This is a genomic window from Streptomyces sp. NBC_01508 (genome assembly GCF_045040315.1).
GTDB lineage: Bacteria > Actinomycetota > Actinomycetes > Streptomycetales > Streptomycetaceae > Streptomyces.
Genome location: NZ_CP109419.1, coordinates 7,494,702 through 7,514,648, shown reverse-complemented (window position 1 = coordinate 7,514,648; position 19,947 = coordinate 7,494,702). Strand labels below are relative to the sequence as shown.

24 protein-coding genes, 2 pseudogenes and 1 riboswitch are annotated in these 19,947 nt (G+C 70.8%); of the genes and pseudogenes, 10 read left to right on the top strand and 16 right to left on the bottom strand.

Annotated elements, in window-relative coordinates; all coding sequences use genetic code 11:
* The first annotated feature begins 10 nt into the window (after window positions 1-10).
* From OG700_RS34765 to OG700_RS34745, 5 genes are all read left to right on the top strand, one after another.
* Window positions 11-739 carry a type 1 glutamine amidotransferase gene (locus OG700_RS34765; protein WP_405620614.1) on the top strand — a complete coding sequence of 243 codons (729 nt, stop codon included), beginning with the start codon at window positions 11-13 and terminating at the stop codon, window positions 737-739.
* Window positions 740-894: 155 nt separating this feature from the next.
* Window positions 895-1,920 (top strand): 6-phosphofructokinase, encoded by a 1,026-nt coding sequence (locus OG700_RS34760; RefSeq protein WP_363241926.1) that lies wholly within the window; start codon window positions 895-897, stop codon window positions 1,918-1,920.
* Window positions 1,921-2,056: 136 nt separating this feature from the next.
* Complete coding sequence (locus OG700_RS34755; RefSeq protein ID WP_405620612.1) at window positions 2,057-3,007, top strand: cytochrome c oxidase assembly protein; 951 nt, start codon at window positions 2,057-2,059, stop codon at window positions 3,005-3,007.
* Window positions 3,008-3,097: 90 nt separating this feature from the next.
* Window positions 3,098-3,262, top strand: coding sequence for a hypothetical protein (locus tag OG700_RS34750; protein ID WP_405620610.1), 165 nt, complete (start codon window positions 3,098-3,100; stop codon window positions 3,260-3,262).
* Window positions 3,263-3,339: 77 nt separating this feature from the next.
* Entirely contained in the window at window positions 3,340-4,311 is a 972-nt protein-coding gene (locus OG700_RS34745) for an NADP-dependent oxidoreductase (protein WP_405620608.1), read from the top strand.
* A gap of 165 nt (window positions 4,312-4,476) precedes the next feature.
* Here the strand turns inward: OG700_RS34745 and OG700_RS34740 are convergent, their stop codons facing one another.
* The 6 genes from OG700_RS34740 to OG700_RS34715 all read right to left on the bottom strand — a co-directional run bounded on the left by OG700_RS34740 (window position 4,477) and on the right by OG700_RS34715 (window position 8,202).
* Window positions 4,477-5,655: an SPFH domain-containing protein gene (locus OG700_RS34740; RefSeq protein ID WP_405620606.1), complete on the bottom strand. Its 1,179-nt coding sequence runs from the start codon at window positions 5,653-5,655 to the stop codon at window positions 4,477-4,479.
* 87 nt (window positions 5,656-5,742) lie between these two features.
* Entirely contained in the window at window positions 5,743-5,964 is a 222-nt protein-coding gene (locus OG700_RS34735; RefSeq protein WP_405620604.1) for a hypothetical protein, read from the bottom strand.
* Between the two features lie 40 nt (window positions 5,965-6,004).
* Window positions 6,005-6,460: a hypothetical protein gene (locus tag OG700_RS34730; protein WP_405620602.1), complete on the bottom strand. Its 456-nt coding sequence runs from the start codon at window positions 6,458-6,460 to the stop codon at window positions 6,005-6,007.
* Between the two features lie 45 nt (window positions 6,461-6,505).
* Complete coding sequence (locus tag OG700_RS34725) at window positions 6,506-6,913, bottom strand: cupredoxin domain-containing protein (RefSeq protein WP_405620600.1); 408 nt, start codon at window positions 6,911-6,913, stop codon at window positions 6,506-6,508.
* Window positions 6,914-6,951: 38 nt separating this feature from the next.
* The gene (locus OG700_RS34720) at window positions 6,952-7,548 is read right to left on the bottom strand and encodes a hypothetical protein (protein WP_405620598.1); all 597 of its coding nucleotides are present in this window, start codon (window positions 7,546-7,548) and stop codon (window positions 6,952-6,954) included.
* A 165-nt stretch (window positions 7,549-7,713) separates the two neighbouring features.
* Entirely contained in the window at window positions 7,714-8,202 is a 489-nt protein-coding gene (locus OG700_RS34715; protein ID WP_405620596.1) for a hypothetical protein, read from the bottom strand.
* Window positions 8,203-8,815: 613 nt separating this feature from the next.
* On the opposite strand from OG700_RS34715, the gene OG700_RS34710 reads away from it, so the two are divergent.
* Window positions 8,816-9,532: a lysophospholipid acyltransferase family protein gene (locus OG700_RS34710; protein WP_405620594.1), complete on the top strand. Its 717-nt coding sequence runs from the start codon at window positions 8,816-8,818 to the stop codon at window positions 9,530-9,532.
* An 80-nt stretch (window positions 9,533-9,612) separates the two neighbouring features.
* Here OG700_RS34710 and OG700_RS34705 read toward each other — a convergent pair whose 3' ends face one another.
* The 9 genes and pseudogenes from OG700_RS34705 to OG700_RS34665 form a co-directional block, all read right to left on the bottom strand.
* Window positions 9,613-11,226 (bottom strand): alpha/beta hydrolase, encoded by a 1,614-nt coding sequence (locus tag OG700_RS34705; RefSeq protein ID WP_405620592.1) that lies wholly within the window; start codon window positions 11,224-11,226, stop codon window positions 9,613-9,615.
* A 144-nt stretch (window positions 11,227-11,370) separates the two neighbouring features.
* Window positions 11,371-12,165, bottom strand: coding sequence for an urease accessory protein UreD (locus tag OG700_RS34700; RefSeq protein WP_405620590.1), 795 nt, complete (start codon window positions 12,163-12,165; stop codon window positions 11,371-11,373).
* Window positions 12,162-12,857, bottom strand: coding sequence for an urease accessory protein UreG (ureG, locus tag OG700_RS34695; protein ID WP_405620588.1), 696 nt, complete (start codon window positions 12,855-12,857; stop codon window positions 12,162-12,164). Before ureG ends, OG700_RS34700 begins: the two co-directional genes overlap by 4 nt.
* A 138-nt stretch (window positions 12,858-12,995) precedes the next feature.
* A pseudogene (locus OG700_RS34690) lies at window positions 12,996-13,079 on the bottom strand (urease accessory protein UreF); the annotation flags it as partial.
* Window positions 13,067-13,151 (bottom strand): annotated as a pseudogene (locus tag OG700_RS34685) (urease accessory protein UreF); the annotation flags it as partial. The pseudogenes OG700_RS34690 and OG700_RS34685, both read right to left, overlap by 13 nt.
* On the bottom strand, window positions 13,151-14,872 hold the full coding sequence (locus OG700_RS34680; RefSeq protein WP_405620586.1) for an urease subunit alpha: 1,722 nt from the start codon (window positions 14,870-14,872) through the stop codon (window positions 13,151-13,153). The gene OG700_RS34680 and the pseudogene OG700_RS34685, both read right to left, overlap by 1 nt.
* The gene (locus OG700_RS34675) at window positions 14,865-15,176 is read right to left on the bottom strand and encodes an urease subunit beta (protein ID WP_405620584.1); all 312 of its coding nucleotides are present in this window, start codon (window positions 15,174-15,176) and stop codon (window positions 14,865-14,867) included. The genes OG700_RS34680 and OG700_RS34675 overlap by 8 nt, the downstream gene beginning before the upstream one ends.
* A 16-nt stretch (window positions 15,177-15,192) precedes the next feature.
* A complete protein-coding gene (locus tag OG700_RS34670) occupies window positions 15,193-15,495 on the bottom strand; it encodes an urease subunit gamma (RefSeq protein ID WP_405620582.1) in 303 nt (100 codons plus the stop codon).
* A gap of 133 nt (window positions 15,496-15,628) precedes the next feature.
* Window positions 15,629-16,255, bottom strand: coding sequence for a TetR/AcrR family transcriptional regulator (locus OG700_RS34665; protein WP_405620580.1), 627 nt, complete (start codon window positions 16,253-16,255; stop codon window positions 15,629-15,631).
* 168 nt (window positions 16,256-16,423) lie between these two features.
* Between OG700_RS34665 and OG700_RS34660 the strand changes: the two genes are divergently transcribed.
* The gene (locus OG700_RS34660) at window positions 16,424-17,419 is read left to right on the top strand and encodes an ABC transporter permease (protein WP_405620578.1); all 996 of its coding nucleotides are present in this window, start codon (window positions 16,424-16,426) and stop codon (window positions 17,417-17,419) included.
* 89 nt (window positions 17,420-17,508) lie between these two features.
* On the opposite strand, the gene OG700_RS34655 is transcribed toward OG700_RS34660, so the two are convergent.
* Window positions 17,509-17,808 carry a type II toxin-antitoxin system Phd/YefM family antitoxin gene (locus OG700_RS34655; RefSeq protein WP_405620576.1) on the bottom strand — a complete coding sequence of 100 codons (300 nt, stop codon included), beginning with the start codon at window positions 17,806-17,808 and terminating at the stop codon, window positions 17,509-17,511.
* A gap of 83 nt (window positions 17,809-17,891) precedes the next feature.
* Between OG700_RS34655 and OG700_RS34650 the strand changes: the two genes are divergently transcribed.
* The 3 genes from OG700_RS34650 (at window position 17,892) to OG700_RS34640 (ending at window position 19,925) form a co-directional block, all read left to right on the top strand.
* A complete protein-coding gene (locus OG700_RS34650) occupies window positions 17,892-18,545 on the top strand; it encodes an ATP-dependent Clp protease proteolytic subunit (protein WP_405620574.1) in 654 nt (217 codons plus the stop codon).
* Between the two features lie 7 nt (window positions 18,546-18,552).
* On the top strand, window positions 18,553-18,861 hold the full coding sequence (locus tag OG700_RS34645; RefSeq protein ID WP_405620572.1) for a hypothetical protein: 309 nt from the start codon (window positions 18,553-18,555) through the stop codon (window positions 18,859-18,861).
* A gap of 418 nt (window positions 18,862-19,279) precedes the next feature.
* Window positions 19,280-19,451, top strand: a riboswitch (cyclic di-AMP (ydaO/yuaA leader).
* 3 nt (window positions 19,452-19,454) lie between these two features.
* Window positions 19,455-19,925, top strand: a complete 471-nt coding sequence (locus OG700_RS34640; protein WP_405620570.1) for a C40 family peptidase — start codon at window positions 19,455-19,457, stop codon at window positions 19,923-19,925.
* Window positions 19,926-19,947: the final 22 nt, after the last annotated feature.

The following is a 19,947-nucleotide window of genomic DNA, read 5'->3' as shown; positions in this document are numbered from 1 at the left end:
CGAGCGAGCGATGAGTGACAACAGTCTGCGGCTGGTGTGGATCTACCCGGATCTGCTGAGCACGTACGGAGACCAGGGCAACGCCCTGGTGGTGGAGCGCCGGGCCCGGCAGCGCGGTCTCGACGTCACCCGCGTGGACGTGCGCAGCGACCAGCCCGTGCCGACCTCCGGCGACATCTATCTCATCGGCGGCGGCGAGGACCGGCCGCAGCGGCTGGCGGCCGAGCGGCTGCGCCGTGACGGCGGCCTCAACCGGGCGGTGTCCAACGGCGCCATCGTGTTCTCGGTCTGTGCCGGCTACCAGATCCTGGGCCACGAGTTCGTCAACGACCTGGGCGAGCGCGAGGGCGGTCTCGGGCTGCTCGACGTGATCTCCAACCGTGGTGAGGGCGAGCGGTGTGTCGGAGACGTGCTGGGCGACATCGATCCGCATCTGGGGCTGCCGCCGCTGACCGGTTTCGAGAACCACCAGGGCATCACCCATCTCGGCCCGACCGCCCGGCCGTTCGCGCGGGTGTCGCTCGGCCGGGGCAACGGCACGGGTGACGGCACCGAGGGCGCGTACAACGACACGGTGTTCGGTACGTACATGCACGGCCCGGTCCTGGCCAGGAACCCGCTGATCGCCGACCTGCTGCTGAAGCTGGCACTCGACGTGAACGCGCTGCCGCCGGCGGACGACCGGTGGTACGAGGCGCTGCGCGCCGAGCGCATCGCCGCCGCGACCCAGCCGGCCTGACCCACCGGCCCGGCCCGGCGCACCCCGTTCGACCGGGGGCGTCCAGCAGGCGGACGCCTGGTTCGGTCCCGCCACCCCGCGCCGGTAGGGTGGCGGGGATTCAGCCGGACGACGTGGTCCGGCCGTCGGCACACGTTGCAAAGGTTCTCCGGGCAATGCGAATTGGTGTACTCACCTCCGGCGGCGACTGCCCCGGTCTCAATGCGGTGATCCGGTCCGTGGTGCACCGCGCCGTCGTCGACCACGGTGACGAGGTCATCGGCTTCCACGACGGCTGGAAGGGCCTGCTGGAGTGCGATTACCGCAAGCTCGACCTCGACGCGGTCGGCGGCATCCTGGCCCGTGGCGGCACGATCCTCGGCTCCTCCCGCGTCCAGCCCGCGCATCTGCGTGACGGTGTGGAGCGCGCGAAGGGGCATGTGGCCGACCTCGGTCTCGACGCGGTCATCCCGATCGGCGGCGAGGGCACCCTCAAGGCGGCCAACCTCCTCTCCGAGGCGGGGCTGCCGATCGTCGGCGTGCCGAAGACCATCGACAACGACATCTCCTCCACGGATGTGACCTTCGGCTTCGACACCGCCGTCGGTGTCGCCACGGAGGCACTGGACCGGCTGAAGACCACCGCCGAGTCCCACCAGCGCGTGCTCATCGTCGAGGTCATGGGCCGTGAGACGGGCTGGATCGCGCTGCACTCGGGCATGGCCGCCGGTGCGCACGCCATCGTCGTCCCGGAGCGCCCCTTCGACATCGGGGAGCTGACCGAGCTGGTCGGCAAGCGGTTCTCGGCGGGCAAGCGCTTCGCGATCGTCGTGGTCGCCGAGGGCGCCAAGCCCCGTGAGGGCTCCATGGAGTTCGATGTCGGCGGCAAGGACATCTACGGGCACCAGCGCTTCGCGGGCGTGGCCAGGCAGCTCTCCGTCGAGCTGGAGGAGCGCCTGGGCAAGGAGGCGCGGCCGGTGATACTGGGCCATGTCCAGCGCGGCGGGACCCCCACCGCGTACGACCGGGTGCTGGCGACCCGCTTCGGCTGGCACGCGGTGGAGGCCACGCACCGCGGCGAGTTCGGCATGATGACGGCGCTGCGCGGCACGGACATCGTGATGGTGCCGCTCGCGGAGGCCGTCGAGACGCTGAAGACGGTGCCCGCGGAGCGGTACGCCGAGGCGGAGTGCGTGCTCTGAACCCCACTCGCCCGCGTTGGTACGACGAACCGCCCCCGGCCGCGAACGGCGCCGGGGGCGGTTCTACTCTGGTTCCGGGTGCGGACACATCGCACCGATCAGGATCGTCCTGGATCGTCCCGGCGGGAGAGCACGTATGGATCACGGCGGGCACGGCACGACGATGGATCTGCCGCCGTTCACGCTGAGCCGCGCGCTGGAGTTCTCACCCGACGCGTTCTTCCTCGTGGGCTGTCTGCTGGCGCTCGCGCTGTACGGCTGGGGTGTGCTGCGGCTGCGGGCGCGGGGCGACAGCTGGTCGCCGGGCCGCACCATCGCCTTCGTGCTCGGCGTGCTGAGCGTGGCACTGATGATGTGCACCGCGCTGAACGACTACGGCATGGTCATGTTCAGCGTGCACATGGTCCAGCACATGGCGATCAGCATGGTGTCGCCGATCCTGCTGCTGCTCGGCGCCCCGGTGACGCTGGCGCTGCGGGCGCTGCCGGTCGCGGGCCGGGGGCGCAAGGGGCCACGTGAGCTGCTGCTGGCGGTGCTGCACAGCCGGTTCCTGCGGTTCGTGTCGCATCCCGTCTTCACGATCCCGCTGTTCATCGCGAGCCTCTACGGCCTCTACTTCACCCCCCTCTTCGACTTCCTCATGGAGTCGAAGCCGGGGCACATCGCGATGATGGTGCACTTCCTCTCCGTCGGGCTGATCTTCTTCTGGCCGATCATGGGCGTGGACCCGGGGCCGCACCGGCCCGGCTATCTGATGCGGATGCTGGAGCTGTTCGCCGGGATGCCGTTCCACGCGTTCTTCGGGATCGCGCTGATGATGGCGAGCGAGCCGATGGTGCGGGCGTACGGGAATCCGCCGGCGTCCCTGGGTATCGACCCGCTCGAAGACCAGAACGCCGCCGGCGGCATCGCCTGGGCGTTCAGCGAGATCCCGTCCGTCCTGGTGCTGGTCGCGCTGGTGTACCAGTGGTACCGGTCGGACCAGCGCCAGGCCAAGCGCTCGGACCGGGCCGCCGACCGGGACGGCGACAAGGAGCTGGCCGCGTACAACGCCTACCTCGCGTCGTTGCGGGCACGCGGACAGTAGCGCGGACAGTAGCGCGGAACGCCCCTTTCGGGTGACGATGGTCTTCACGGTCACGGCCGGGGCCACGGTCACGGCCAGGAGGAGGACTACATGTCCGGATCCGGATCCACGAAGACGATGGGAATACTCACCGTCGGTGCGCTGGTGGTCGTGACGGCCTACACGGCGGCGCTGGGGAGCAACGGCTGGCTCTGGTTCGGGTGGGTGGTGCTGGGTCTGGTGACGGTCGCGATGGTCGCCTCGCGCGGCAACTGACGTCGTCGGTCGCGGCGCCGGGGAGTACCTTTTCGGGGGCGAAGATCCACCGCACTCTTTCAGGAGCCTTGACCGACATGAGCAGTGAGCCGACCATGCGTGCCATCACCCAGGACTCCCTCGGCGGCCCCGAGGTACTGCGCCTCCGCGACCTGCCGCGGCCCCGGCCGGTGCCGACCGAGGTGCTGGTACGGGTACACGCGGCGGGCGTGAACCCGGTGGACTGGAAGTCCCGCGAGAGCGGTGGCATAGCCGGTCTCCTGGGCGAACCGCCGTTCGTCCTGGGCTGGGACGTGTCCGGCGTCGTGGCGGAGGTCGGCTTCGGGGTGCACACGCTGAAGGTGGGTGACGAGGTGTACGGGATGCCGTGGTTCCCGCGGCCGGCCTCCGCGTACGCCGAGTATGTGACCGCGCCCTCACGGCAGTTCGCTCCCAAGCCCCGCACCATCGGCCACGACGCCGCCGCGGCCGTGCCGCTGGCCGGGCTGACCGCCTGGCAGTCGCTCGTGGACGCGGCGCGCGTCGAGGCGGGGCAGCGGGTGCTGATCCACGCGGCGGCGGGCGGTGTGGGGCACCTGGCGGTGCAGTTCGCCAAGCATCTCGGGGCCCATGTCATCGGCACGGCGAGCGCCGCCAAGCACGACTGGCTGCGGGAGCTGGGCGCGGACGAGCTCGTGGACTACACGAAGGTGCGCTTCGAGGACGTGGTGAGCGACGTCGACGTCGTCATCGACCTGGTGGGCGAGGCGCAGGACGCGACGACCAGCCGCTCGCTGAAGACCCTGCGGCCCGGTGGCACGATCGTCGCCGTCCCGTCCGGTGTCGCGCCGGAACTGCTGGAGGGCGCCCGCGCGCAGGGGCTGCGCGCGACCGCCTTCCTGGTGGAGCCGGACGGCACGGCCCTCACCCGGATCGCCGGACTGATCGACCAGGGCGCGGTGCGCGTCGAGGTGGCGGACGTCCTGCCGCTGGCGGACGCGGCCGAGGCGCACCGCCGGGTCCGGGAGGGCCGCACGCGGGGGAAGATCGTACTGCGCGTGAGTGACTGACCGGGCGTCAACTGCCTTCGCATGGGGGTGTGTTGACCCGTCGGCGAAGCAGGGGCGGCTTGCCGACGAGATCCCCCCGGCGGCCGGCGGCAGCGAAGGCGTAGGGCGCGCCCCGGAACGTCGGAGCGCGCCCTCGGCGCGTGGCAGGTGCGTGGCCGAGCGTGGTCAAGCGGCCTTGTCCACCCGCGCCGGTGCCTTTCCGTTCATCTTCGACGCCGGGTCCTGGTTCGTGTCCCTGTCCTCGCCGTCGTCGGCCGGCGACCGGGTCGAACCGGAGCCCCGTTGCAGCGAGTTGAGAATGGTCATGCCCTGGCCGACCAGCCCCGCCGCCATCTCGTTGACACCGTCGGTGCCATTGAGGACGGTGAGGTTGGAGGCCGCCAGCCCCTTGGCCGCCGAGTCGGCCAGCTCCGGCAGCACCTCCACGACGCGGTTGGCCGCGAGGAGTTCCTGGTTGCCTTCCCGCAGGGACAGGGCACGCGCGGTGTTCGCGTCGGCCTCGCCCTGTGCGAGAGTCCGCCTGCGGTACGCCTCCGCGTCCGCCGGGCGCCTGACCTCCGCCTCCAGCCGCTGGGCCGCCAGCATGGCCTGCCGCTCGGCCAGCGCCGTCTGTTCCTCGATGACCTCCTGCGAGGCCTTCGCCTGGGCGAGCGGTCCCGCCTGGGAGGCGCGCGCCCGTACCTGCTCGGTCTCCGCCTCGAAGCCGGCGCGCTTGATCGAGGTGTCCCTCTCGTACTCGGCCTTCAGCGCCGCCGCCTGCTGCTCCCGCTCGGCGGCTTCCTGGTCCGCCCTGGCCGCGGCGATACGGGCCTGGCTCGCGACTGCCGCGGCGTGCGGCGCCGCCAGGTTGTTGATGTAGCCGGTGGCGTCCTCGATCTCCTGGATCTGGAGGGCGTCCACGACGATGCCGAGCTTCTCCATCTCGCTGTGGCTGCCCGCCTTCACTTCCTGGGCGACCCTGTCCCGCTCGCGGATGATCTGTTCGACGGTGAGTCCGCCGATGATGGACCGCAGGTGACCGGCGAAGATCCGGCCCACCAGCTCTTCCATCTTGTCCTGCTCGGCGAGGAAGCGCCGGGCGGCGTTGGCGATCGACACGGCGTCGTCGCCGACCTTGAACACGGTCACCGCGCGTACGGTCAGCCGGATGCCCTGCTGGGTGACGCAGTCCTCGGCTATCTCCGCCTCCCGCAGCGCCAGGGACAGCATGCGGGCCTTCTGTTTGATGGGAAGAACGAAACTGCCGTGACCGGTGACGATCCGGAACTGGGTGTCCTGGACCTGCCGTTTGGAACCGGAGATGAGCATCGCCTCGTTCGGTGCTGGAACACGCCAGAACAACATGAGGGAACTCCCGTCCTCATACACACTCACACGACGTGCACCGCGATGTGGTTTCGCGATACACGCGTATTCGGATGCGAGTGGGCCTCACTCGGGAAGAGGCTCCACCATCACCGAGCGGGCCGAGACCCGGTCGGTCACCAGCACCTGGACGTTGGTGCCGATCGGCCGGTCTGACCAGGCCGCGTACGCCTCGGAGCCGCCACGCACGGCCACCAGCACTTCCCCGGGGCCGTCCGGCGGGATCGGGACGGTGATCCGTCCGACAGCTCCCACCGGGCTCTGTCCGGAGTCATCTGTGACGGACATGAATCGTCGCCCTCACCTCCAGCGCTCAGCACGCCCCCGCTCACTTCAGATTACTCCGGGGACGGAAAAGCAGCAGATAGACCGTGGCGACGACGGCGACCGCCTGGGCCACCACGGTGGTCCGCTTGTCGCCGTACCAGATCGGCTCGTACATGTTCGGCAGCGGTCCGAGCGTGCCGACGTTCACATAGCGGTAGATGAGCAGGAGCGCGAGCCCGCCGGCCGCCACCGACCAGGCGAAGAGATCGCTCGGCCAGCGGCGCCACACGAGGACGAGCAGCGCGGCCAGCGCCGCCAGTCCGGCCTCGATCCGGAAGAGGGTGCCCTGGCTGATGCTCGCCGATACGGCGTCGTACTGGTCGGCGAGATGCGCGTGCATGTACGCGTCGACGGCGAGGCCGGCCGCGGCGAGCAACCGGGCCACGCCCCGCAGGAAGTGGCCGGCCCCGCGCCGGTGCGTGGGCGCGGCGGACGAGGCGGTGGGCTCTGCTGACATTGGGGGGTCTCCATTCGCGCCGCGGACGGAGCCGCCGGCCGGGACTCACTTGACGGTGAGTGTGCCCGTCATGAACGGGTGGATCGTGCAGTCGTACGGGAAGGCGCCGGGCTTCGACGGGGCGGTGATGGTGGCGCTCTTGCCCGGCGCGATGTCACCGGTGTCGAAGGACGCGCCCTTGGTCGCCGTCAGGGTGTGGGTCGTCGTGTCCTTGTTGACCACGGTGATCTTCGCCCCGGGTGCGACGGTCAGGGAGGCCGGCTGGAACTTGAAGTTGTCGATGGTGACCTGGGTCTGTCCACCGGTCGTGGGGCTGGCGGCCGACGTCGTCGCGCTGCCGCCGCCACCGCCTCCGCCGCCGTCCGAACAACCGACGAGGGTCGTCAGAGCGACGGCGCAGGCAGCGGCGGCCACGGCGAGCCGCGTCCGGCCGGTACGGATCGAGAGCGGCATCGCGTCTCCGAGCGTTCGTGGGCCGGACCGGCCGATGATCAGTAACCGCCGCCGTTGTTCGTCTGGGGCTGGGTGGTGATCTTCTTGCCGGCGGGGTCCATGATGAACCACTTGGCGCCGAAGGCGTTGACGTCCTGGCCGTGGATGTCACCGGGCTTCTTGTCCGCCTCGAACCGGTACAGCGGGCGCCCGTTGTACGTCACCTGCTCGCTGCCGTCGGAGCGCTTCGTGGTCTTGAGCAGATCGGCCTTGATCCCGCTGCCCGCGGCCGGCTTCGTCTTGACGGTGAAGGGCGGCCATGCCTGGGCGCAGTTGCCCGTGCACATCGACTTGTCCTTGGTGTCCTTGTCGAACTCGTAGAGCGTCCGGCCCTGCTCGTCGACCAGCATCTTGCCGAAGGAACCGTTCTTCACGTCGACGGCGGGTGCTGCCGACGACGAGGGCGACGGGGACGCTGACGCCGAGGCCGAAGCCGCCGGGACCACATCGACGTCGACCTTGCCGCTGTCGGCGCGGCTGCCGCTGTCCGTACCACTGGCGCTGCCCTGGTCGCCGCCGTTCGAACACCCGGCTGCCGCGGTGGCGACCAGCAGGGCTGAGGCCAGTGCGGTGACTGTCCTGGTGTGCCGTCTCATCAAGGACTCCTCGGTCGTCGGCCGCCCATGCGGGCAGCACGCGGCCCGCCCGTTCGGGGCCGCCAGCCCCAAGTGCACAGGAGGGCCGACGGACCGGCCACCTGGGCGGGGCCGTCCGGAGTGCGGCCCGGACGGGACCGAGGAATCAGGAGATACGCGGCGCGGTCAGGCTTCTTCGAAGTAGGCGTCCAGCACCACGTCGAGTTCGGCCGTCCACTCCTTGAGGCTGCTCCGGGAAGGCGCGTCGACCTCCGACCGGTAGTGGCGGCGGCCGGTCGTGTGCACGGTGACGGTGAACCGGCGACCGAATCGGGGGGTCTCGACCTCCACGGCGCCGATCTCGCCCCAGCCGAAGTCCGCCTCCTCCTCGTCCAGCGTGAGCCGGATGCCGGTGCGGTCGGCGGTCATCGAGGCGCGGCGGTCGCTGACCTCGAAGACGGGGCCGTCGGTGTCGCCGTCGCCGGTGCCGGTCTCGGCGTCGTCGGGCTTCGCGTCGGCCTTCGCGTCGGGTGATTCGGCCTCGTCGACGGCCGGCGCGTCCGGCGCCTGCGCGGTCACCTCTTCGGCCGCCTCGTCGGTCACCTCGTCGTCGGCGGTCTCCTGAGGAACGTCCTTGGTGGCGTCGTCAGGCTCCTTCACGAGGCGGGGTGCCATGAGCCCAGGGATGTATCCGGGATCGGTCCCCGCGGCGGGTACGGGCTGGATTATCGGATCGATGCGCTCCACGGCTGGCAGTATGGCCGATAAACCTGTGCGAGGAACACTCGGTCCACCCGGGAACACAGAAACCTCCGTTACGGGGGCGGATGTTGCGGGCCGCCGGCCGTGGTCCGGCCGGGTGGCGGTCTCCGTCATCCGCACGCGCGTCGAGATGTCTCCGCGTCATGCCCACACCGCACACAGGAAGCGCACAGAACCGCCGGAAAGGGAGCCAGGAACGGCGGTCTCAAGGATCGCCGCGCACTTCACACGGCGCGTCGCCGAGAACAACGAAAGCCGATGCATTCCGGGGCTCTCCGCGGGAGCGGGCCCAGGCTACGATCGATCACCGAACACGGATACGGAAGACAAGCCCGGTCACCATTCAGCGAAGTGACGAATCGTCAGTAACGCGCGCAAGGAGTCCGTATGAGTCCGACCAGCACTGACCAGGCGCGACCGAGCTCGCCGATCAGCTGATCCCTCCGCCCGCGTGCCGTGACCAGGCTGAACACCGGCACACCGACACAGCGACACGCGGCCGACCCGGCAGAGTTGGAGAAACGCCGTGTTCTATTACGTACTGAAGTACGTGCTCCTGGGGCCCCTGCTGCGACTGCTCTTCCGGCCCCGGATCGAGGGACTCGAACACATCCCGGCGGACGGCGCCGCCATCGTCGCGGGAAATCATCTCTCGTTCTCCGATCATTTCCTGATGCCCGCCATCATCCGGCGGCGGATCACCTTCCTCGCGAAGGCCGAGTACTTCACCGGGCCCGGCGTCAAGGGACGCCTCACCGCCACGTTCTTCCGCAGCGCCGGTCAGATCCCCGTCGACCGGTCCGGCAAGGAGGCCGGGCAGGCGGCGATCCGCGAAGGGCTCGGGGTGCTCGGCAAGGGTGAGTTGCTGGGGATCTACCCGGAGGGCACGCGCTCGCACGACGGGCGGCTGTACAAGGGCAAGGTCGGGGTCGCGGTGATGGCCATCAAGGCGCAGGTCCCGGTGGTGCCGTGCGCGATGGTCGGCACGTTCGAGATCCAGCCTCCCGGCCAGAAGATCCCGAACATCCGGCGGGTCGCGATCCGTTTCGGTGAGCCACTGGACTTCTCGCGCTACGCGGGTCTGGAGAACGAGAAGGCGGCGGTCCGCGCGGTGACCGACGAGATCATGTACGCGATCCTCGGGCTGTCCGGTCAGGAGTACGTGGACCGGTACGCCGCCGAGGTGAAGGCCGAGGAGGCCGCGCGGGCACCGGCGAAGAGGTTCCCACGGCTGCGACGCTGACATGAGGCAGGGGCGGCGGCCCTTGTCGGCCGTCGCCCCCTGTCACCGCTGCTTCCCGCGCCCGACGACCCGGCGGGTCGTCACGGCTTGGGTGTGGCGTGCGGTGCGCACGTCACGTCGCGGCGGTCCAGCTCGCCGCTGAGCAGATACGACTCGACCCGGTCGTTGATGCACGGGTTCGCCACATTGGTGATGCCGTGCGAACCGGCGTCCCGCTCGGTGATCAGGCGTGAGCCCTTGAAGCGCTTGTGCAGCTCGACGGCGCCCCCGTACGGGGTGGCGGCGTCGCGCGTGGACTGCGCGATCAGTACGGGCGGCAGGCCCCGGCCCGTCCTGACCTCGACCGGTGTCTGCTGCTCCACGCCCCAGGTGGCGCAGGGCAGGTTCATCCAGGCGTTGGACCAGGTGAGGAACGGGTGGTCGCGGTGGAGCCGGGTGTTGTCCCGGTCCCAGGTGCGCCAGTTGGTGGGCCACTTGGCGTCGGCGCACTCGACGGCGGTGTAGACCGCGTTGCTGTTCTCCGCGCGGGCGTTGCCCACCGTGTCGAGAAGGTCGGGCGCGGCGGCGTCGACGAGCGCCTGGGTGTCTCCGGCCAGGTACTTGCTCCAGGTGTCGGCGACCGGCACCCAGCTGGAGTCGTAGTACGGGGCGCTCTGGAACAGGCCGAGGAGTTCGGCCGGTCCCACGACGCCCCCGATCGGGTCCTTCTTGGCGGTGGCGCGCAGCGTGTCCCACTGCTTCTCGACCTTCGCGACGGTGTCGCCGATGTGGAACGCCGCGTCGTTCTCGGCGACCCACTTCTTCCAGTCGTCGAAGCGTGTCTCGAAGGCGACGTCCTGGTCCAGGTTGGCCTGGTACCAGATCTTCTCCTTCGACGGGTTGACCACGCTGTCCAGCACCATGCGTCGCACATGGGACGGGAAGAGCGTGCCGTAGACGGCGCCGAGGTAGGTGCCGTAGGAGACACCCACGTAGTTGAGCTTCTTGTCGCCGAGCGCGGCCCGCAGGACGTCCAGGTCACGCGCGGTGTTGGGCGTCGTCATGTGCGGCAGCATCCAGCCGCCGCGCTCCTTGCAGCCGTCCGCGTACTCGGCCGCGAGCTTGCGCTGGGCGCGCTTGTCGGCCTCGCTGTCGGGGACGGGGTCGGCCTTGGGGGCCTTGACGAACTCCTGCGGGTCGACGCATGAGATGGGCGTCGAGCGGCCGACTCCGCGCGGGTCGAATCCGACGAAGTCGTACGCCTTGGCCGCGTCCGCCCAGATGGCGTTCTTGGTCACGACGCGGCGCGGGAACGCCATGCCGGAACCGCCGGGGCCACCGGGGTTGTAGACGAGGGAGCCCTGACGCTCGCTCGCGCCGCCCGTGTTGCCTATCCGGTCGACGGCGATCTTGATCTGCTTGCCGTCCGGACGGGCGTAGTCGAGCGGGACGTTCACGTAGCCGCACTGGATCGGCTTCTCCAGGGCCCAGTCGGCCGGGCAGTCCGCCCAGTCGATGCCCTTCTTCGCGGCCCGCTCGGCGGCGGCCTTGACTCCGTTGGCCTGAGCGCTGAGGGTCTTCTGTTCCTTGCTCCGCGCCGTCGAGCCGCTGTCCGCGTGGCCGTCGGCGCTCGCCGACGAGGCGGCGAGCGTGGTCGCTATGAGCGTGCCCGCGAGCAGAGTGCCGGCCGAGCCGAGTACTGCTGTGCGTCTCAAGTGGTACCTCCCCCTGTGTGCGCGCCGCACGCTGCGGCGCTGTTCGTAGGGTTACCGGGGGGATCCTTTCGTCTGTGAGTGGGTGGCGAACAGGCCGCAGCCCTGTTTCTTTGCCGAACCGATAGCCGGTGAGTCCGGTTCCGCTCAGCGGTACACGTCCGCCAGGGCGTCGTCCAGGACCCGCCGCAGCGCTCGCGCGTCGGGGGCGAGGGCGGTCACCAGCGCGCCGGGACCGGCGAGCGGGGTGCGTACGGCGGTTTCGCCGAGCAGCCGCACGGTGACCGGTGTCTCCTCGAACTCCGGTGCCACCACGAGGAGTTGGCCGACTGCCCGATGTCCGCCGAGGACCGCTCCGCCGTCCCATCCGCCGGGTGCGCCGGGACCGAGGGCGAGTTGCTGGTCCAGCAGCGGGCGGCCCGCGCGGTGCACGGTGAGCCGGGTGGTGACGGTGCCGGGCGGTTCGCCGTGCCGGCCGAGGATCTGTTCCTCGCGCAGCACCAGCCGGGCGGTGGGGGCGAGTTCGACGCGGGTGCGCGACCGCAGGTCGCTGCCGGCGACGGAGATGAGCTGTTCGGGCAGCCAGTGCAGCACGGCGCCGTCGCCGACCGTCAGGCGTACGTCGTAGCCCGCGTGGTCGGCGGGCTCCTCGCCGCTGCGGTGGCCGGGCAGCGCGATCATGGCCGCCGCCGCGTCCACGGTGAGCGCGGCCCCGTCCCGTACGACCGCCTCCAGGGCGAGCCGGTCCCCGCCGAGGGGCGCGCTCATCGCGCCGACGACGGTGACGCGGGCGGGCGCGACGGTACGGGCGCCCGGGGCGTCCGTACCGACCGCCCGCGTACGGCGCAGCGCCAGCGGGCCGGCGCTTTCCAGTACGGGCAGGGCGGTGCCGCCGCGCCCGTCCGGCGCGGCGGTGATCCGGGCGGTGGCGTGGACGCTCATGCGGTCCAGGCGGTGAACCGTGCGCGTACCCAGTCGGCCACCGGGGCCACCCCGGCCGGGCCGGTGAGCGAGGTGAACAGGACGGGCAGGTCGCCGCGTTGCTCCTTGGCGTCGGACGCCATGCGCCCGAGGTCCGCGCCGACGTACGGCGCGAGGTCGGTCTTGTTGATCACCAGCAGGTCCGATGTGGTGACGCCGGGGCCGCCCTTGCGGGGGATGTCGTCGCCGCCGGCGACGTCGATGACGAAGATCTGCGCGTCCACGAGTCCTTTGGAGAAGGTGGCGGTGAGGTTGTCCCCGCCGGACTCGACCAGGATCAGGTCGAGCTGCCCCACGGCGTCCTGAAGATCCTCGACGGCTTCGAGGTTGGCGGAGATGTCGTCGCGGATCGCGGTGTGCGGGCAGGCGCCGGTCTCGACTGCCCTGATCCGCTCGGCCGGCAGCACGGCGTTGCGCAGCAGGAACGCCGCGTCCTCGCGGGTGTAGATGTCGTTGGTGACGACGGCGATGGACAACTGGTCGCGCAGTGCCCGGCACAGGGCCGCGACGGTCGCGGTCTTGCCGGAGCCGACGGGCCCGCCGAGTCCGACGCGCAGGGCGCGCCGGGAGCCGTCGGGGCGCACGGCCCCGGCGCCGTGACCGTGCGGGTCCAGGTACGGGTCGGTGTACGGGTCGGCGTGGTCGAGGTGCACGGTGCGGCTCCTTCGGGGGCGTGCGGCGGGGCGGGGGTGGTCACGGTGCGGTGGTCACGAGGCAGTGGTCACTAGGCAGTGGTCACGAGGCGGTGGTCACGAGGCGGTGGTTACGAGGCGGTGGTCACGAGGCGGTGGTCACGAGGCGAAGAGGCGCACCGCCCAGGCCGCGTGCGCCTCGGCGGTGATGTCGAGCAGCGGCGCCGACGCGGCGGGCAGCGCGCCGCCCGAGTGGGCGTGGCCACCGGCCGGAAACCGGCCGTCGGCGAGGACGAGCAGCGCGGCGCGGCTCATCAGAAGAGGAAGTAGCGCTGGGCCAGGGGCAGTTCGGCGGCGGGCGCGGGTTCGACCACATCGCCGTCGATCGTCACCGTGAAGGTGTCGGGATCGACCTGGACGCGCGGCAGGGCGTCGTTCTCCCGCATGTCGGCCTTGCCGACGGAGCGGGTGTTCTCGATCGCCACGAACCGTTTGCCGAGGCCGAGGCGTTCGGGCAGCGCGTCCTCGATGGCCTCCTGGGAGACGAAGTTGAACGAGTTGGCCGTGGGGGCGGTGCCGGTCGCGCCGAACATGGGCCGGGGCATGACGGGTTGCGGCGTGGGGATGGACGCGTTGGCGTCGCCCATCTGCGCGTACGCGATCTGGCCGCCCTTGATGACCAGTTGGGGCTTGACGCCGAAGAACGCCGGGTCCCACAGGACGAGATCGGCGAGCTTGCCGGTCTCGACGGAGCCGATCTCGTGGCCGAGTCCCTGCGCCACGGCCGGGTTGACGGTGTACTTGGCGACGTAGCGCCGGACCCGGTGATTGTCGGCCCGGCCGTCGCCGGGCAGGGCGCCCCGGCGCTTCTTCATGACGTGCGCGGTCTGCCAGGTCCGCAGGACGACTTCGCCGATACGGCCCATGGCCTGCGAGTCGGAGGAGATGATCGAGATCGCGCCGAGGTCGTGCAGGATGTCCTCGGCCGCGATGGTCGACGGCCTGATCCGTGATTCGGCGAACGCCAGATCCTCGGGGACGGCCGGGTTGAGGTGGTGGCACACCATCAGCATGTCGAGGTGTTCGTCGATGGTGTTGACGGTGTGCGGCCGGGTCGGGTTGGTCGAGCTGGGCAGGATGTACGGCTCCGACACGACCGTGATGATGTCGGGCGCGTGGCCGCCTCCCGCGCCCTCCGAGTGGTACGCGTGCAGGGTCCGCCCGGCGACGGCGGCGAGTGTGTCGGCGACGAATCCGGCCTCGTTGAGGGTGTCGGTGTGGATGGCGAGCTGGACGCCCGTCTCCTCGCAGACGCCGAGGCAGGCGTCGATGACGGCCGGGGTCGCCCCCCAGTCCTCGTGGATCTTGAACCCGAGTGCGCCGCCGCGCAGCTGGGAGTACATGGCGTCGCGCGACATCGTGTTGCCCTTGCCGAGCAGTCCGATGTTGACGGGCGACGACTCCAGGGCGGCGAACATCCGGGCCAGGTGCCAGGGGCCGGGCGTGACGGTGGTGGCCTTCGTCCCCTCGGCGGGTCCCGTACCGCCGCCGACGAGGGTGGTGATGCCGGAGGAGAGCGCCTGGTCGATCAGGGTCGGTGAGATGAAGTGGACGTGGGCGTCGACGGCTCCGGCGGTGAGGATCTTCCCGTTGCCCGCGATGATCTCGGTCTCGGGTCCGATGACGAGGTCGGGGTGGACGCCGTCCATGGTGTCCGGGTTGCCGGCCTTGCCGATGCCGGTGATCCGGCCGTCCCGGATGCCGATGTCGGCCTTGACGACGCCCCAGTGGTCGATGACCACGGCGCCGGTGATCACGGTGTCGGGCGCGCCTTCGGCCCGTGTCGTACGGGACTGGCCCATCGACTCGCGGATCACCTTGCCGCCGCCGAACACCGCCTCGTCCCCGGCGAGTCCGGGGCCGCCGGATCGGTCCTCCTCGATCTCGACCAGGAGGCCGGTGTCGGCGAGCCGGACGCGGTCGCCGGTGGTGGGGCCGAAGAGGTCGGCGTGGACGGCTCGGTTCAGCTCAGGCATCGAGGGCTCCTCCGACCTCGCCGCGCAGCCCCGGTACGGTGCGGCGCCCGGCGAGCGGGACGAGTTCGACGTCGACGGGGACGCCGGGTTCGAACCGTACGGAGGTGCCTGCGGCGACGTTCAGCCGCAGGCCGCGCGCCGCCGCGCGGTCGAACCGCAGGCCGGGGTTGGTCTCGGCGAAGTGGTAGTGGGAGCCGATCTGGACGGGCCGGTCGGCGGCGTTGAGCACGGTGAGGCGGGTGACGGGGCGGCCCTCGTTGAGGGGCACGGGGTCCTCCGCGTACAGGATCTCTCCGGGAATCATCGGCGGCGCTCCCCCGTCAGACGATCGGGTCGTGGACGGTGACGAGCTTGGTGCCGTCCGGGAAGGTGGCCTCCACCTGGACGTCGTGGATCATCTCGGGGATGCCCTCCATGACGTCGTCGCGGGTGAGCACCGTGCGTCCGGACGCCATGAGTTCGGCGACGGTACGGCCGTCCCTGGCGCCTTCGAGGAGGTGCGAGGTGATCAGGGCGACCGCTTCGGGGTGGTTGAGTCGCACCCCGCGCTCCAGCCGTCTTGCCGCCACGTCGGCGGCCACATGGACGAGCAGCCGTTCCTGCTCGTGCGGGGTCAACTGCACGCTTCCACCTCACTGTTAAGCCGGTCCGGCCTGGACCCTGTCCTCGCCCGCATCGAGTTCAACACGCTGTTGAACGCGAGCAGGGGCTTCACGGCCGGCCGTCGCACGTTACGGCGGAAGTTTTTCCGGCAGGTTAACCGGGCCTTTGCTCGCCCATGGACATCAGTCCGCGCAGGCCGTTCTGCACGACCTCGACGGGAACCGCGCCGAACAGCACCTGCTGGGCGGCGAAGCCCTGGGCGGTGGCGATCATCGTGCGGGCGACATGCTCGGCCGGGATGTCGGCGCGCATCAGCCCCGCCGCCCGGTACGCCTCGACGACCCGCACCCAGGCGGCGACCACGGCCTCGAACCCGGTACGGATCAGCGCGGAGAGCTCCTCGTTGCGCAGGATCTCCGTCCACACCTGCACCATCATCCGGGGGAGCTGGGTACTGCCGTCGACACCCTGGGCGAACCCCCTGCCCAGCACGCGCTCCATCACCTGACCGATCAGCACGTCGGGCGGCTCGGGAGGGCTCTGGCGCGCGGCGTCCTCGAACGCCTCCCTGACGGTGTCGAGAACCTCGTTGACGATGGCCGCGATCAGCTCCTCCTTGCCGCTGAAGTAGCGGTAGACGGCGCCGGCCGAGAGATCGGCCTCGCGCAGCACGTCCTGCATGGAGGTGGCGTGGAAGCCGTTGCGCGCGAAACAGCGCGTGGCGCCGTCGAGGATCTGTCGCCTGCGGGCGTCCAGGTGCTGCTGCGATACACGGGCCATGCGATCAATCTAAAACGAACGTTCCTTCTTGACAACCTTCCGGCTCCCCGGCGACAGTGGCCGCATCCCCAAAACGAACGATCCTTCTTTTTAGAGTCCGGCTTCTGAATCTCCCGTATCCAACTCCCGAATCCGACTCCACCGACCGTGGACCGAAACGAGGACGCGATGTCCGCCACTCCCACCCGTCGCATGATCGGCGTCATGCTCCTGATCCCCCTGATCGCCGCAGTGGCGCTGGCGGCTTTCGCCTGGCCCGCCGCCCGCACCGCACCGCGCGATCTGCCGGTCGGCGTCGCCGGACCAGCCTCGGCGACCGCGCCGCTCCAGCGGGGATTCGAGCGGCAACCGGACGCCTTCGAGGTGCACCGGTACGACGACGAGGCAGCCGCCCGCGCGGCGATCGAGGACCGGGACGTCTACGGGGTCGTGGTCGCCACCCCTCAGGGGCCGCACCTGCTGACGGCGTCGGCGGCCGGACCGGCCGTCGCCCAGCTGCTCAGGGAGGCCGTGACCGCGCAGGCGCCGGCCGGCACCGAAGTGCCCGTGACCGACGTGGTCGCCACGCCCCCGGGCGACCCGCGCGGCGGCGCGTTCGGCGCGAGCATGCTTCCGCTGACCCTGGGGGGTGTCGCCACCGGCGCGCTGGTGAGCCTGCTGGCGCTGCGCGGAGTCCGCGCGCTGGGCGCGCTGCTCGGGGCGGCGGCGCTGGCGGGCCTCACCGCCACCACCCTCGCCCACAGCTGGCTGGACGTGCTCGCCGGCAACTGGTGGGCGGAGGCAGGGGTGTTCGGGCTCGCCGTACTGGCGATCGGGGCCACCGTGACGGGGCTCGCCTCGCTCGTCGGCCGGGCCGGAATCGGCCTCGGCGCGCTGCTGATGGTGCTGCTCGGCAATCCGTTCTCCGGAGTGTCGAGCGCGCCCGAACTCCTGCCGGAACCGTTCGGCGCGATCGGTCAGTTGCTGCCGCCGGGCGCGAGCGGTTCGCTGCTCCGCTCGGTCGCCTACTTCGACGGCAACGGGGCGGGGACGCCCGCGCTGACGCTGACGGTCTGGGCCGCCCTGGGCGTGACCGCGGTGCTGGTGGGGGCGCGCCGTACGGGTGCGACACCCGAGCCAACCGAGACCCCGGCCCGTACGCGGGAGCCGGCCCGCGCCGCCTGATCGGCCGCGCGGCCCGTGGGCCGCGCTCCTCCGTGAATCGCCGGACGGACCGCACACGCGGTCCGTCCGGCGATTTCGCGCGACATGCCTCAGCGCCTCTCCGGCGGCTCGTGCTTCGCCACGATGCCGAAGTTCGCGCGTTCGCCCGGAGCGGACGACACCGACCCGAGCGCGCTCACCGACGCGATCACGCGCTCCTCGACCGCGGCGGCCTCCGAGGCCTCCTCGGCCTTCAGGCTCTCCAGTCGTTCCAGGTCAGCGGCCGACACCAGCGCGACGAGCGGCTTGCCGTGGCGTGTGACGACCACGCGTTCCTCGCCGTAGACGACCCGGTTGATCAGGTCGGCGAACTCCGCCCGCGCTTGCGTCACCGGAATCTCGTAGGCCATGCTCACCATCTTACGGCCTGTACATCCTGTACATTTTGTACCGACGGACGAGAGCCCGTCCGGCACCCGAGGAGAGGCACGCCATGAACCGTCCTTCCGCGCGCCCGCGCCGCCCGCCCACGCACGTCCTGCCGGAGTTCACCGAGCGGACCACCACCGGGACCCGGTCCCTCGACCCGTACTCCAAGCTCTTCGAAGGACGGATCATCTTCCTCGGCACCGCCCTGGACGACACCTCGGCGAACGACGTGATCGCCCAGCTGCTCCATCTCGAATACGCGGCGCCCGACCAGGACATCGCCCTCTACATCAACTCCCCCGGCGGCTCCCTCAGCGCCATGTCCGCCGTGTACGACACGATGCGGGTCATCGGCTGCGACGTGGCGACCACCTGCCTGGGTCAGGCGGTGTCGACCGCCGCCGTCCTGCTGGCCGCCGGGGCGCCCGGCAAGCGGATGGCACTCCCAGGGGCACGCGTCGTCCTCCAGCAGCCGGGGATCGAGGAGCCCGTACGCGGCCAGCCGTCCGATCTCGCCATCCAGGCCGAGGAGTTGCTGCGGTCGCGGGCCCTGATGGCGCGGACACTGGTGCGGCACACCGGACAGAGCGCCGAGCGGATCGACACCGACATCGACCGGGACACGATCTTCGACGCGACGGCCGCCAAGGAGTACGGCCTGGTGGACCAGGTCACACAGGACCGCCGGGCGTCCCTCGGCTTCAACGACCCCCGGTGAAGCGCCGATGCTGCCACCGGAGCTGCCGCCGCTGCCCGCGCTGACCCGCGCCGAGGGCGACTTCGTGGACTGCTATCTCCAGGTCGTCGACCTGGTGGGCCGGATCAACCCGGCGCGCGCCGACGACACGTACGGCGCGCTGCGCGCCGCACAGGCCCTGGTGGCCAGGGCGGCCGAACTTCGCGACGCGCTCGCGCTGATGCACGCCAGAGGCGAGACCGAGCTGCACACACCGACCCTGGACCGCACCCTGCGGGTGCTGGACGGGGAGCGCAGGGCCGGGCGGGTCACCATGCCGCCCGGACCCGCGACTTGATGCGGACCCGGCTCGCCAACCCCGGCCCTCGGACCCGACCCATGAACCCGGCGCGCGGACCCGGCGCGCGGACCCGGCGCGCGACGAACCGGCGGCCGGCCGTCCCGTACGGACGCGTCCGTACGGGATTTGCCCGCTCGTTCGGCGTATCGACGCGCCCGCCGCGACCGGGGCGGCGACTTGCGACGGACGATCGGCCGTCCGGCCGTAACGCTTCGCTACGTCGCAGGTACAGCGCGTGAGCGATCATATGAGCCGTTCGCCGAATCGGCCTTACCAACCCAAATGGGCCATAAGTGACGAGAGTCACATCTAGCCGTTTCGGCTCGGAATTGCGCTGAGGCCGCGTCAAGATCCGTGTGACGACAAGCCCCCGCCACCTCGGCGGGGCGGTCCGGGTGGACGCCGAGTCCTGCCGCCGCTCCGGATGCCTGGTCGACACGAGTGGATCGGCAGGAGTGGAGGACCCGAGCAGTTCGGGGCGGCCCGACCATGGACCGCTCCTCGGGGTGAAGCCGCACACGCGGCCGGGCATCTTCGCCAGCCCGAACCCGACAGGTCATCCTTCACAGGCGGCTGACGAAGGGTGTCGCATGTTCGCGCTGACGCATGTCCCGTCGCTGTTCTCCCGGGCCGGTACCGCATCGGTCCTCCTCGCCGCCGTCGGCGGCACGATGCTGGCGCCCGGCGCCGTGTCGGAGGCCCACGCCGCACCGGCCGCCTCCAAAGCCCTCAATGTGGCCGCTTCCAAGAAGGGCGCGCCCTACAGGTACGGGGCGACAGGTCCGCACCGGTTCGACTGCTCGGGGCTGACGCTGTTCTCCTACAAGAAGGCCGGCAAGTCCCTGCCGCGCACGGCGCAGCAGCAGTACAACAAGTCGCGCCACATCTCGGCCTCCAGCCGCAAACAGGGCGACCTGGTCTTCTTCCACTCCGGAAACAGCGTCTACCACGTCGGCATCTACGCCGGCGGCGGCAAGATCTGGCATTCGCCGAAGACGGGTCAGGTGGTACGGCTCCAGCGCATCTGGTCCAAGAGCGTCTGGTACGGCCGGGTCCGCTGAGGCCCGGCGGGTGGCGGGCAGC